The organism is Helicobacter cetorum MIT 00-7128, from assembly GCF_000259255.1.
GTDB classification, from domain to species: domain Bacteria; phylum Campylobacterota; class Campylobacteria; order Campylobacterales; family Helicobacteraceae; genus Helicobacter; species Helicobacter cetorum_B.
This window is the reverse complement of the sequence record NC_017737.1, coordinates 1,590,223-1,603,169: the sequence shown is the minus strand read 5'-3', so window position 1 is coordinate 1,603,169 and position 12,947 is coordinate 1,590,223. Positions and strand designations below refer to the sequence as shown.

The following is a 12,947-nucleotide window of genomic DNA, read 5'->3' as shown; positions in this document are numbered from 1 at the left end:
ATTATGATTATAGGGGGTTGTGCAAATTTTCTAAAATCGCACGATTTTTAGAATTTGAAAAAAGAGCCTCCTTGGAATTAAGCAATTCTTGCTCTTCTTGGTCTATAAATAAGCGATTAGCATCAAAACGGCTAAAGAGAGGGACATTGTCTGTGCTAACTCTATCTTTAACGATAATTTGTATAATGCCTTTAATATTGACTTGAACAATACTTCCAATATTATCATGTCCAAAGCCTGCTTCAAATTGCACGCTTTCTTTATGAATCATTAAGCTTTCTAAGGTGTATCCTGCTAGAACAAACAGCACAAAATTGCCAAATTTCTTATAAATCTCTTCGGGTAGTTTGGGGGAGAAGTGGATTTTGTCCTTCTCGCATAAAAGATTGAAATTTAAATGGTGCTTGGATAGAAATTGCAGATGTTCTATGCAATTACGATTGTTTAAAAGCTCAAATTCTTTTTTCATGCCACTAGCCCTTCAAATTCTTCTAAAAGATTTCTTACTTCTTGCATACCAATTTCCCAAAACTCTTTGCTATCAATATCAAAGCCAAACATCAAAACTAGCTCTCTAGGACTTTTTGAGCCTCCTAGGCTTAAAAATTCTGTATAAGTTTTAATAAACTTTTTAGAATCACTGCGTTTATAAAGACCATACAAAGCTAAGGTTAAAAGCTGTCCGTAGCTATAAGCATAGCAATAAAATGGGGTATGGATAAAATGGGGGATATAGCTCCACCAAGAGCGATAATTTTTAGTCAATTTGACACTATCTTTAAACATGCGCTCATTTTCTTCATACCAAATTTTATCAAAATCTTTGGCGTCCATTTCCTCTTCAATATCATGGATTCTGCGCTCAAAATTAGTCATTACCACTTGTCTAAATAGGGTAGAAAAAATATCCTCTAGTTTGCTTGCAATCACAAAGACCAACTCTTCTTCTTTAAGATTCTTTTTTAAATGCTCAAATAAAAGCATTTCTGCAAAAACAGAGGCAGTTTCTGCAGTCGTTAAGGGGGTATCTGTGTTTAAAACCCCTTGTTTTTTAGATAATTCTTGATGCACCATATGCCCAAATTCATGCGCAATAGTGAAAGCATCACGGCGATTGCCGGTATAATTTAATAGCACATAAGGGTGTGCGCTAGGCACAGCGCTATGACTAAATGCCCCCCCTTGTTTGAATGCTCTTGGGTGTGAATCTACCCAGCCTTGCTCAATAGCTTTAGAGGCAATCTTATAAAAACTAGGCGAAAATTCCTTAAAAGTATCAAGAGTTTCTTGTAAGGCTTGAGAATAGGGGATTTGTGCGCTATTTGTATCTAAGGGTGCATAGCGGTCATAATCTTTGAGTTTATGCCCTAAAAGCTTGGCTTTTTTATGGTAGTAGCGATGGACTAATGAAAAATTTGCATTAGTAATTTCTAGCATGCTATCTACGCTTTCTTGAGAGATTTGATTGTTTAGGTGGCGAAAAGTTTCTTTTCTTTCATAATTTCTTAATTTGGTTTCAATATGCAAGTTTTTGCGCACCATATTAAGGATATAAGTAAGCAAGGGGCGTGATTTGGCTAATTTGGCACTAAAAGCTTTTTGGGATTTTTTGCGTTTTTTGCGCTCAGGGCTATATAAAAGGGCTAAAATTTCTTCTTCGCTTAGGGTTTTACCCTCAAAAGGAATCTTTAACGATGATAAATGTTGGTCAAAAAGACGACTAAACGCATCTACGCCTACAGGCGAGAGTGCTAAAGCGACTTTTTCTTCATCTAAGTTGAGAGTGTGGCGTTTCCTCTCTATGAGTTTTTGTAAGAAAAAGGCGTATTGTTTGGATTTTTTCATATAAGTTTCTTGTTTTTTAGAATCCAAATTAATAAATTCATTTTCAAAAAATAAGATATGTTGCTGAATGTCGGTGCAAGCCATTTCACACTTGGAATAAAATTTGGTCTCTTGAGTATTGCTTGCAAACAATAAATAAGCATAAGTCATTACACGAGAAATCTTTTCTAAAAGTTCCTCGTATTGTATGAGACTTGTATTAAAATCATTGGCATTGAGGCTTTTAAGATTGCCTTGATAGTTTTTTTCAAACTCTAGCACCTCTGTTTTTAGGTTTTTTAAAAAATCTTCTGCCTTGTCTTTATTCTCAAATAAGGCACTTAAATCCCATTGGCTTTCTTTCATAGTATCCCTTTTAATCGTTTATTTAAATAATTTTGAGCTGTCATTGTAACATAACACGCATAACACAAGTTAATATTTAAGAATTTATGCATGTCTATTTGGTCTTATCCTTATCTTTATCAAAAAAGCGTCCATGTAAGGCAAAATGGCTCAAAGGCTCTAAATATTTCAAAATAAAAGGGGTTACAAGCATAGAAAACACAACCATTAAGATTAAAAATTGATGGATTTCACTCTGTGTGGTATGCAAGATATTTCTTTCATGTAAAAATCCCATAAGTCCTTTATTTTCTTGTAGGTTAAAGAGTTGGTGTGTTCCAGAATGCAAGAAAATAACAAAGGAAAATTCCCCAATTTGCGATAAGGAAAGGGCAGTTTTTATGGCTGTTTTTGAGTCTCTAAAAAAGCGTAAAATCCAATATATGATAGTGGTTTTAAAGCTCATTACCAAAGCTAAAAGAATGATGACAAGAAAAAACTTTTCTATGAAAAATTTAATGTTGATTTGCATGCCTATAGTAATAAAAAAAATCGCTAAAAAGAGATTTTTAAGTTGTGAAAATTCTTCTTGCACATTGATTTTATAGCGTGATTTAGAAATTGCCATACCCACAATAAATGCCCCCAAAGACATAGAGAATCCAAAAAGATGGCTTAGTCCTGCAGCACTAAAGACAATCACTAAAATAGTTCCTATAAAAATTTCTGGTAAATGGCTATCTCTAGCAAGCCCTAAAATCCAATTACCCCCCCTTTTACCCAAAAAAAGCAAAGTAAATAAAATTACGCTTGCTGAAATAGCAGTCTTAATTAAAAGGGAGCTTATATGTGAATTGTGGCTACCAAGAATGGTTAAAATAAGGAGCATAGGAATGGCTGCAATATCTTGAAAAATGAGAATCCCCACAGCGCTTTTTCCCATAGGGGTGTTGAGCTGTTTAGAATCTTCAAAGAATTTTAAAACAATGGCCGTAGAAGAAAGTGAAAAGCCCATGCCTAAAACAAGCGCAAAGACAAAGGAAAGCCCTAAAAGATAATACCCTAAAAGACAAATTAAAATCGTGCTTAAAACTACTTGCAAAAGTCCAAAAACAAGCACTTCTTGCCGAATGGATTTGAGCTTGTCAAAATTAAACTCAATGCCTATCATAAACATTAAAAAGACAATGCCAAACTCGCCAATATCAGAAAGGAAATCAAAGTCATCAATTTTAAAAAAGGCAGATAGGATAGTCCCTGTGCAAATGTAGCCAATAATAACAGGCATATCCATTTTTTTTAAAAACAGACCAAAGGCTACAGAGAGCCACAAACCAACAATAATCATATAAAGCGTGCTATTTTCCATGAAAGAACCTTGCTTTCAATTCTTTAAGTCTGGTTTAACTGAGCTTAAAGAATTGGTTGGATTTTTAGATTTTATTCTTTAAGAAATCAATAATACAAATACTTCAATCGTGCTTGAAAGCTTATTGAATAAAACACTGCCATTTTTAGGTCGTTTAACCAAGAAAGTTTGATTAAAGCAAGCTAAACTAGCGCTACTTTTTCAAACAAAAACTCAACATAACCTAGCAACGCATTATAGCTAAACTAAGGTGAATTTTCTTTATTTAATTAACTCTTTTGCAATACAAATGGCTTAAAATGGAAAAACCCCTCATTTCAAGCTTATAAACTTGTTTTAAAGAGCTGAAACTTGGGGGATTAAAGGCATCAATTAGAAAGTATAGACATAATCTACATACCAAGAGTAGTAGCGAATAAGTCCCTTTTGCGTATTGCTTTGTTGGTTAATCATAGGGAATTTAACACCTGCTTCAAACGCACTATGCTCTCCAATACGCATTCTTCCACCTACATTCCATAAAAATTGGAATTGTGTGTGATTGACATTATTAGTAAACATCCAAGTATTACCCGCTAATTGGATACCACCAAATACGCCTAGCGCCCATTTATCAAGTGGGATAATGTTTAACATTAAATCACCACCACCACCATAAGTTAATAGATTAGTTTTTTTGCCATTGCTATCGGCATTCGTGTTAAACCAATCTAAAAAGCCATAAATTCTAGCACCAAACCATTTATTAGCAAAACCGGTATAACCAAGCTTAGCATTCAAACCATAAAGGTCTGTGCCATGTCTCCAATCAGAATACTTATGGTTATAAGGACCAGAACGACCTTGCTGATAACCAGCACCCATGAAGAAACCACTTTTCTCGCCTGCTATTGCCAAACTTGCTGTAAGACTTAAGATACAAGCAATTTTTTTAATCATATTTATCCTTGTTGTTAAAATCACATTCACAGCACAAATCGGTCATTTTTATAAAAGTTTAAATCATTACACAGAAATTTAGGGCTTAGTAGGGGATTAATACTAACTTCAACTAAGATAGGGTATCCTTATGTGGTGAAATAAGCAAGTGGAATATTAAGTTTAAAGTTGCTCCTTTTAGGGTATTCAATATAGCTTGGGGGTGATAAAGCTTGTTTGTAGCGATTTGGTAATTTGTATCATCTTAAAATTAAAAATATAGAGAAAGATTTTGGGTTTAGAGACCATTACATTGGCAAATATTTATGAAGAGCAAGGTTTTTATAATGAGGCATTAAAAGTGTATGAGGGCATTTTAAAGAAAAATCCTAACCATACGCAAGCTTTAGAAAATCTTGAGCGCTTGAAAGAAAAAATAGCTTTTGAAAAAAAAGATGACAATGAAGAAAATATTGTTGAATGTAGTATCAAAGAAGATGAAGAGAAGCAAGATATAAAAGCTCCTAATGATTCTTCAATAAATTTGGAACGCTTTATCCTTAATTTTAAGAGTGGCAAAGACTTAAAAGATTTAGAAGAATGGCTTGTAAAATGGAACTAAAAAACATTATTTCAGAAACTCTCAATGAAATTGAAAAAGTGGCAAAATCGCTCAACGAAGATTTTGATGTAACTAAGGCTGAGCCATCGTTTTTTAAAACACCTCGTTTTTTGCAGGACTTAGATAATGTGATAGAGTCAAAAGAAAGCTCCCAAACAACCTTAGAAGAGTCCACACAACCAAGCTCAAAACCCTTATTAAAACAGCCATCATCTACCCCTAATTTGCAAGAGATGATAGAAAGCACGCTTAAAGAAACCCACCTTTTATATGAAAAACAAGAAAATGACATTTCGCATTTAAGCCTTAAAGAGCCTAGTCAAGAATCTAGTTTAGCGGAGTTAAAAGCGCCTTTTAAGACTTTAGAAACAAACACACACAATCTCTCTAGCGAGCAAGTTTTTTTAACACAATTACAAGAGCGCACTTTAGTTTTATTTGAAGGAATGCGTGCTTTAAAAAATGAGCAAGCCTTAGAGCGTTTGGACTTAGTGGTGCGTTTTTTGGAATATCAGCTTAGTATGCTAGAAAGGCGTTTAAAGCTTTTGGAGCATAAAGATTAAGGTTTATGTTTAGTAAAAGATGTTAGAATCTCGCCTTTAGGAACGCTATTATGGCATTTAGAATGCCTATTTTAAGCCTATTAGCTATAGTAGTGCTAAGATGTAGTGGAATAGAATTAAGGAGCCTTGTTTAGTTATGATAGAAGTTTTAATGATAGAAGATGATATTGAGTTAGCCGAAATTTTGAGCGAATACTTATCTCAGCATGGGATTAGAGTAACTAATTATGATGAACCATATACCGGTATTAGTGCGGTTAATACACAACATTACGACTTGCTTTTATTGGATTTGACTTTACCTAATTTAGATGGGCTTGAAGTTTGTAAGCGCATTTCTAAACAAAAGAGCATTCCTATTATCATTTCTTCAGCAAGAAGTGATGTTGAAGACAAGGTTAAGGCTCTTGATTATGGTGCTGATGACTATCTTCCTAAGCCTTATGACCCTAAGGAGCTATTAGCACGCATTCATTCGTTGCTTAGACGCTTTAATAAACGAGAAGAAATCGCTCATCATGATGATTTATGTATTTTTAGGGTAGATAAAGACAGCCGAGAAGTATATATGCGGGATAAAAAATTAGATTTAACTCGTGCAGAATATGAAATCCTTTCATTATTGATTAGTAAAAAGGGTTATGTATTTAGCCGTGAGTCTATTGCGATTGAGAGTGAGAGTATCAATCCTGAGAGCTCTAATAAAAGCATTGATGTGATTATTGGTCGCTTACGCTCTAAGATTGAAAAAGACCCAAAACACCCTGAGCATATTATATCTATTAGAGGGATTGGCTATAAATTAGAATATTGATTCTAGTTTTTTATTCTATTTAAGGAGCATAGAAGGGTTTTGCGTCTTTCAATTTTTGCAAAGGTTGTGCTTTTATTTTTTATGACGCTCTTTAGTTTTGGAGCGTTTGCCTATTATTTCTTGCGCTCTCAAATGAGTCATGAAGACTATCAAAATGAAATGCGTCATTATCAGTTTGTTACAACTATCAATCAAATTCTCTCAAGCCACCATGATTATGCTACGGTGGAAAGTTATCTTTATAAGCTTGGCTTTAGAGAGACCACAAAAGAAAACTTAGAATATATTTTGTCTAAAAGGCGCAATCAAATTATCCATCATGATGAAAATGGTCATGCTGAAGTGATTAAGTTTAGCGATAAAATCTTCATTCTTTTAAAGAAGAATGAAAAATTTGTGCTTTATAAAGATTTTATTGAAGTGTCATACAAGAACTATTTTTTTGCGGTTTCTGCTGGACTATTATTAATCTTATTACTTTTTTTATTTGTATTACAAAGTTTGTTGCCTATAAGAGAATTGCGTGCTTTAGTGCGCCGTTTTGCACAAGGTGATGCGAGTGTGCGTTGCAATAGTAATCAAAATGATGAGGTGGGTGATTTGGCTAATGAGTTTGATAATTGTATTCAAAAAATTAATGCTATAAAAGAATCACGCATTTTATTTTTACGCTCCATTATGCATGAATTACGCACGCCTATTGCTAAGGGGCAAATTCTTGTAGCCATGTTAGAAGAAGGTGTGCCAAAAAAGCGTTTTTTGACTATTTTTCAGCACCTTGATATGCTAATTGAGCAGTTTGCTCGTATTGAGCAACTTTCTTCTAAAAATTATAAAAGCAATAAAGAAAAGTTTTTAATCAGTGATTTAATGGATAAAATTGAGAAAATGCTTTTAATTGATGAAAATAAGACAAGCCCCATTCATTTAGACCTTTCTCATTATATTATTGAGGCAGATTTTGACCTTTTTGCTATTGTATTAAAAAACATGATAGATAATGCGATTAAATATGGTAGCGATGGACAAGTTTATGTGGATTTTATTGGGTGTGATTTAGTGGTATCTAATAATGGTGAGCCTTTGAAAGAAGATTTTAACAAGTATTTGCAACCTTATTTTAAATCCGATAATCCTAGCGAGGCGCATGGTTTTGGGCTTGGCATGTATATTATTAAAAATGCCTTAGATGCTATGGGGCTAAGTTTGAGCTATCATTATGCTAAGGGGCGTAATTGTTTTACTATTCATGATTGTGCTCTAAATAGTTTTTGCACTTTAGATAGCAAAGAAGAAGTTACCCCCCCCCCCCCAATCAAAGCGTAGGTAAACTAGGTTTATTTTGGAATTGATTAAGTCTAAAGAGCCTTTGATTTATTCTTGGAAAGAGAAGTGTGCGGTTGTAGGCGTGTTTAATGCGCCTCATTCAGCACTTTTAAGCTATTATGCGCTATTTTCTATGCAACATCGTGGTCAAGAGGCAAGTGGGATTAGCGTGAGTAATCATAAACGCCTGTTTACAATTAAAGATAGCGGTTTAGTTACAGAAGTTTTTGTCAATTTGGAAAAATTAGAGGGTTTTGCAAGTATTGGGCATAATCGCTATTCTACTGCAGGCAAGGAGTCTAGTAAGGATGCCCAACCTTTATTTGCGCACACTAAAGAGGATTTTGCGCTCGCACATAATGGGAATTTGACTAATGCTGAAATTTTGAGACGACAACTTATTAGTGAGGGCGTGGTTTTTCAAAGTCATATGGATACTGAAGTTTTAATGCCCCTTATTGCTCAAAGTCAAAAATCTAGTATAGAAGAGCGTGTGATTGATGCCTTAAATCAAGTTAAGGGGGCTTATGCGCTAGTCATACTTTTTAAAGATAAGCTTATTGCCATTAGAGATGCTTATGGATTACGCCCCCTAAGTTTAGCAAGCCTAGAAAATCAAGATGGCTCAAAGGCGTATATGGTTGCGAGTGAATCATGTGCTTTTGATTTGACTAAGGCTAAGTATGAGCGAGAGATTAGACCGGGCGAAATGCTTACTTTTGAGTTAAAAAACCAAGAAGTGCGTTTAACTTCTAGGCAAATTTTTGAATCTAAACCTCGCCCTTGCGTGTTTGAGTGGATATATTTTGCTAGACCAGATAGTAAGGTCTTTTCTCAAAATGCCTATATAGTGCGCCAAAAATTGGGTAAGCAACTTGCCAAAGAACATAAAATTAAAGCAGATATAGTAGTGCCTATTCCAGATAGTGGTGTGCCTTGTGCTTTAGGTTATGCTAAAGAGAGTGGTATTGATTTAGAATTTGCTTTAGTGCGTAATCACTACATAGGGCGCACCTTTATTGAGCCAAAAGAAGAGGATAGGGAATTAAAGGTAAAATTAAAACTTAATCTTATTGGTGCTGTGATTAAAGATAAGGAAATTATTGTCATTGATGATTCGCTAGTAAGAGGCACTACAAGCAAACAAATTGTTAAAATTTTAAAGAATGCTGGGGCTAAAAAAGTGCATTTTCTTGTGAGTTCGCCTCCTGTGATTGCGCCTTGTTTTTATGGGATAGATACGCCTAATGCCAAAGATTTAATTGGGTTTAATCATTCTATTGAAGAAATGCGTGAATATATTCAAGCAGATAGCTTAGGATTTTTATCTTTAGAGGGGCTAGAAGAGAGCATTCAAGCACCTTTTTGCAAATCATGTTTTGATGGGAAATATTTGAAAGGATTAAATTGAGAAAAGTTTTAACTATAGGACGCTATTTTAAGTCTATCTATAAAGAAAGGGTGCGTAAAGTCCCTATTTCTTTAATAGGCTTTACTTGCCCTAATATTGATGGGAGTGTGGCTAAGGGGGGGTGTATTTATTGCAAAAATGAGAGTTTTTCGCCCAATCTAGTGCGTTATAATGATTTGAAAAACGCTCCTTTAAGCATGAATTTTAAAATACAAGAAAACCCCTTGTTATCCAAGCAACTCGCACAAATTGAAGAGCAATTTTATGATTACGCTAATAAATACCAAGAAAAATACAAGGTAAGAAAATTTTTAATTTATTTTCAATCTTATACCAACACTTATGCACCTTTAAATACCTTAAAAGCTCTTTATGAAAAAGCTTTATCTTTTGAGGGAGTTGTGGGTTTGAGCATTGGCACACGCACTGATTGCATTCAAAAAGAGCTTTTAGATTATTTAGAGCAACTGGCTAAAAATAAAGAAATTTGGCTTGAATTTGGCGTGCAATCAGTCTTTGATGAAACCCTAAAACGCACTAATAGGGGGCATTTGAGTGGGGGTATTAAAGAATTGTTTGAAGAAGTTAGAAAAAGGGGCATTAAAGTTTGTGCGCACTTAATCTATGGACTCCCTAAAGAGAATGAAGAAATGATGTTACATTCTTTAAAAAGCGTTTTAGAATGGGGGATTGATGGGATTAAAATACACCCTTTATATGTGGTTAAAGACACTGCTTTAGAAATAATGCATAAAAGGGGACATTATACACCCATTAGTTTAGAGACTTATGCCAAGCTTATTGCCAAGTCGCTTAAAATCATTCCACATGAAGTGGTGGTGCAACGAGTAAGTGCAGGAATTTGTGATGAAACCTTGATTGCGCCTAAATGGTGCTTGGATAAAAATGTGCAAATGCGCTATTTAAGGGATTGTTTAAGAGAAGTAAAGATACAATATTAAAAAATTTCAAAAGAGAGATGATGTTTAAAAGACTGAGACGATTACGAGCTAGTGCTAATTTACGCTCTTTAGTGGCTGAAACATATTTAAGAACACAAGATTTTATCGCCCCCTTGTTTGTCATAGAAGGCAATAACATTAAAAATGAGATTAGCTCCATGCCTGGAGTGTATCAAATGAGTATTGAGCATGTTTTAAAAGAGTGCGAAGAATTACAAAGTTTAGGCATAAATACAATCTTGCTTTTTGGCATACCTAAAGAAAAAGACACACTAGGTAGCCATGCCTTAAATGAAAATCATATTGTAGCCAAAGCAACTAGAGAAATTAAAAAACGATTTCCTAATCTAACTATTGTGGCGGATTTGTGCTTTTGCGAATACACTGAGCATGGGCATTGTGGGATTTTAGAAAATGGCTGTGTAGCTAATGATAAAACACTAGAGATTTTAAACGCTCAAGGACTAATCTTAGCAGAAAGTGGAATAGATTTGCTTGCTCCAAGCAACATGATGGATGGGAATGTGCTAAGTTTAAGAAAAGCCCTAGATGGTGCAGGTTTTTCGCATATGCCTATTATGAGCTATTCTACTAAGTTTGCTAGTAGCTATTATGGGCCTTTTAGAGATGTGGCCAACTCCGCTCCAAGTTTTGGGGATAGAAAGAGCTATCAAATGGATTATGCCAACAGAAAAGAAGCCCTTTTAGAAAGCTTAGAAGATGAAAAGCAAGGGGCGGATATTTTAATGGTAAAGCCCGCTTTAGCGTATTTAGATATTGTTAGAGAGATTAGAAATCATACTTTACTACCCTTAGCGGTGTATAATGTGAGTGGGGAATATGCGATGTTAAAACTTGCTCAAAAGCACAACTTAATCCATTATGAAAACACCCTATTAGAAACGATGACTTGCTTTAAAAGAGCGGGTGCAGATATTATTATCAGCTATCATGCCAAAGAAGTGGCAATTTTATTAAGAAAGGAATTAAATGGGAAGAGCATTTGAATACAGACGAGCCGCTAAAGAAAAACGCTGGGATAAGATGAGCAAGGTCTTTCCTAAGCTTGCTAAAGCCATTACTCTAGCAGCAAAAGAAGGTGGGAGCGACCCAACTACTAACGCAAAGCTTCGCACAGCCATTTTGAATGCTAAGGCACAAAACATGCCTAAAGATAATATTGATGCAGCCATTAAAAGAGCCACGAGTAAAGAGGGAAATTTATCTGAAATCACTTATGAAGGCAAGGCGAATTTTGGCGTGCTAATTGTTATGGAGTGCATGACAGATAATCCTACTAGAACCATTGCTAATCTCAAAAGTTATTTTAACAAAACTCAAGGAGCAAGTATCGTGCCTAATGGCTCTTTGGAGTTTATGTTTAACAGAAAAAGCGTGTTTGAATGTTTAAAGAGCGAAGTAGAAAAGCTCAATTTAAGCCTTGAATATTTAGAACTTGCTTTAATTGATTATGGTTTAGAAGAATTAGAAGAAATAGAAGATAAGATTATTGTTAGGGGGGATTACAATAGTTTTAAACACTTAAATGAAGGGTTTGAAAGCTTGAATCTACCTATTCTAAAGGCAAGCTTACAACGCATCGCTACAAGCCCTATTGAATTGAGCGATGAGCAAATGGAGCTTACCGAGAAATTGCTAGATAAAATTGAAGATGATGATGATGTGGTGGCACTCTATACCAATATTGAATAGGGGATTTTATGGATTTTAAGCTAGGCAGTAGAAGAATTGGCACTAATGAGCTACCCTTAGTGGTGGCAGAAATTGGGATTAATCATAATGGTAGCTTAGAAATTGCCAAACTTATGGTAGATGCAGCTAAAAATGCTGGCATTGAAGTCATAAAACACCAAACACACATCATTGAAGATGAAATGAGCTTAAGCGCTTTAAAGGTAATTCCAGGCAATAGTAAATCTAGCATTTATGAGATTATGAAAAAATGTGCTTTAAGTAAAAGTGATGAAAGGGAGTTAAAAGAATATGTTGAAAAGCAAGGACTTATCTTTCTTTCCACGCCTTTTAGCAGAGCGGCAGCGAATTTTTTAGAAGATTTGGGCGTAGTGGGCTATAAAATTGGCTCAGGCGAAATGAATAATATCCCACTTTTAAAACATATTGCTAGTTTTAACAAACCTATGATTATATCTACTGGAATGCATGATTTAGAAAGTGTAAAAGAGTGTGTAAGCCCTATTATAGACAAAGTGCCTTTAGCGCTTTTGCACACCACTAACCTTTACCCCACACCCTTTGAACTCGTGCGATTAAATGCTATGCTAGATTTAAAAAATGCTTTTGATGTGCCGGTAGGTTTGAGCGACCATACCTTGAATAATAATGCTTGTAAATGTGCTATAGCACTAGGGGCTAGTATAGTAGAACGGCACTTTACAGACACCAAAGATAGAGAAGGCCCTGATATTATTTGCTCTATGGACAAAAATGAGGCCAAAGATTTAGTAACAAGCGCTAAAGAGATTTTTTTAATGCGTGGTGGTGCTAAAACTAAAATTGATGAAGAGCAAGTTACAAGGGATTTTGCCTTTGCGACTATGGTTGCTATAAAAGACATTAAAAAGGGTGAGAAAATCACTCAAAGTAACGCATGGGTAAAACGCCCAGGTGTTAAAGGGATTTTAGCTAAAGATTATGAAAAAACTTTAGGTAGAGTGGCTAAAATTGACATCAACATAGATGAGCATATCTGTGATGATATGCTAGAAAGTAGGTCATAAAAATGGTTTTTAATAGCACTCTTTGGGGGGGGGG

The 12,947-nt window shown here is 34.9% G+C and carries 13 protein-coding genes; 9 read left to right on the top strand and 4 right to left on the bottom strand.

What is annotated here, in order from left to right; translation table 11 throughout:
• Positions 1-7: 7 nt before the first annotated feature.
• From HCW_RS07350 to HCW_RS07335, 4 genes are all read right to left on the bottom strand, one after another.
• Positions 8-469, bottom strand: coding sequence for a hypothetical protein (locus HCW_RS07350; RefSeq protein WP_014661598.1), 462 nt, complete (start codon positions 467-469; stop codon positions 8-10).
• Positions 466-2,190 carry a M3 family oligoendopeptidase gene (locus HCW_RS07345; RefSeq protein WP_014661597.1) on the bottom strand — a complete coding sequence of 575 codons (1,725 nt, stop codon included), beginning with the start codon at positions 2,188-2,190 and terminating at the stop codon, positions 466-468. Before HCW_RS07345 ends, HCW_RS07350 begins: the two co-directional genes overlap by 4 nt.
• A gap of 94 nt (positions 2,191-2,284) precedes the next feature.
• Positions 2,285-3,538, bottom strand: a complete 1,254-nt coding sequence (locus HCW_RS07340; RefSeq protein ID WP_014661596.1) for a cation:proton antiporter — start codon at positions 3,536-3,538, stop codon at positions 2,285-2,287.
• A gap of 372 nt (positions 3,539-3,910) precedes the next feature.
• Entirely contained in the window at positions 3,911-4,477 is a 567-nt protein-coding gene (locus HCW_RS07335; RefSeq protein ID WP_014661595.1) for an outer membrane protein, read from the bottom strand.
• Positions 4,478-4,748: 271 nt separating this feature from the next.
• Between HCW_RS07335 and HCW_RS10035 the strand changes: the two genes are divergently transcribed.
• The 9 genes from HCW_RS10035 to neuB all read left to right on the top strand — a co-directional run bounded on the left by HCW_RS10035 (position 4,749) and on the right by neuB (position 12,913).
• Entirely contained in the window at positions 4,749-5,078 is a 330-nt protein-coding gene (locus tag HCW_RS10035) for a tetratricopeptide repeat protein (protein ID WP_014661594.1), read from the top strand.
• Positions 5,069-5,641: a CiaD-like domain-containing protein gene (locus HCW_RS07325; protein ID WP_014661593.1), complete on the top strand. Its 573-nt coding sequence runs from the start codon at positions 5,069-5,071 to the stop codon at positions 5,639-5,641. Before HCW_RS10035 ends, HCW_RS07325 begins: the two co-directional genes overlap by 10 nt.
• A 136-nt stretch (positions 5,642-5,777) precedes the next feature.
• Positions 5,778-6,455, top strand: coding sequence for a response regulator transcription factor (locus HCW_RS07320; protein WP_014661592.1), 678 nt, complete (start codon positions 5,778-5,780; stop codon positions 6,453-6,455).
• 39 nt (positions 6,456-6,494) lie between these two features.
• Positions 6,495-7,781 carry an acid-sensing histidine kinase ArsS gene (arsS, locus tag HCW_RS07315; RefSeq protein WP_014661591.1) on the top strand — a complete coding sequence of 429 codons (1,287 nt, stop codon included), beginning with the start codon at positions 6,495-6,497 and terminating at the stop codon, positions 7,779-7,781.
• Positions 7,782-7,797: 16 nt separating this feature from the next.
• On the top strand, positions 7,798-9,192 hold the full coding sequence (purF, locus tag HCW_RS07310; protein ID WP_014661590.1) for an amidophosphoribosyltransferase: 1,395 nt from the start codon (positions 7,798-7,800) through the stop codon (positions 9,190-9,192).
• Positions 9,189-10,154 (top strand): TIGR01212 family radical SAM protein, encoded by a 966-nt coding sequence (locus HCW_RS07305; protein ID WP_014661589.1) that lies wholly within the window; start codon positions 9,189-9,191, stop codon positions 10,152-10,154. The genes purF and HCW_RS07305 overlap by 4 nt, the downstream gene beginning before the upstream one ends.
• 20 nt (positions 10,155-10,174) lie before the next feature.
• Positions 10,175-11,161: a porphobilinogen synthase gene (gene hemB / locus HCW_RS07300; RefSeq protein ID WP_043902835.1), complete on the top strand. Its 987-nt coding sequence runs from the start codon at positions 10,175-10,177 to the stop codon at positions 11,159-11,161.
• Positions 11,145-11,867, top strand: a complete 723-nt coding sequence (locus tag HCW_RS07295) for a YebC/PmpR family DNA-binding transcriptional regulator (RefSeq protein ID WP_014661587.1) — start codon at positions 11,145-11,147, stop codon at positions 11,865-11,867. Before hemB ends, HCW_RS07295 begins: the two co-directional genes overlap by 17 nt.
• Before the next feature lie 8 nt (positions 11,868-11,875).
• The gene (gene neuB / locus HCW_RS07290; RefSeq protein ID WP_014661586.1) at positions 11,876-12,913 is read left to right on the top strand and encodes an N-acetylneuraminate synthase; all 1,038 of its coding nucleotides are present in this window, start codon (positions 11,876-11,878) and stop codon (positions 12,911-12,913) included.
• Positions 12,914-12,947 lie beyond the last annotated feature (34 nt).

Coding starts and splice junctions, on each gene's coding strand:
- HCW_RS07350 (WP_014661598.1), bottom strand. CDS start 469: ATGAAAAAAGAATTTGAGCTTTTAAACAATCGTAATTGCATAGAACAT.
- HCW_RS07345 (WP_014661597.1), bottom strand. CDS start 2,190: ATGAAAGAAAGCCAATGGGATTTAAGTGCCTTATTTGAGAATAAAGAC.
- HCW_RS07340 (WP_014661596.1), bottom strand. CDS start 3,538: ATGGAAAATAGCACGCTTTATATGATTATTGTTGGTTTGTGGCTCTCT.
- HCW_RS07335 (WP_014661595.1), bottom strand. CDS start 4,477: ATGATTAAAAAAATTGCTTGTATCTTAAGTCTTACAGCAAGTTTGGCA.
- HCW_RS07325 (WP_014661593.1), top strand. CDS start 5,069: ATGGAACTAAAAAACATTATTTCAGAAACTCTCAATGAAATTGAAAAA.
- HCW_RS07320 (WP_014661592.1), top strand. CDS start 5,778: ATGATAGAAGTTTTAATGATAGAAGATGATATTGAGTTAGCCGAAATT.
- hemB (WP_043902835.1), top strand. CDS start 10,175: ATGTTTAAAAGACTGAGACGATTACGAGCTAGTGCTAATTTACGCTCT.
- HCW_RS07295 (WP_014661587.1), top strand. CDS start 11,145: ATGGGAAGAGCATTTGAATACAGACGAGCCGCTAAAGAAAAACGCTGG.
- neuB (WP_014661586.1), top strand. CDS start 11,876: ATGGATTTTAAGCTAGGCAGTAGAAGAATTGGCACTAATGAGCTACCC.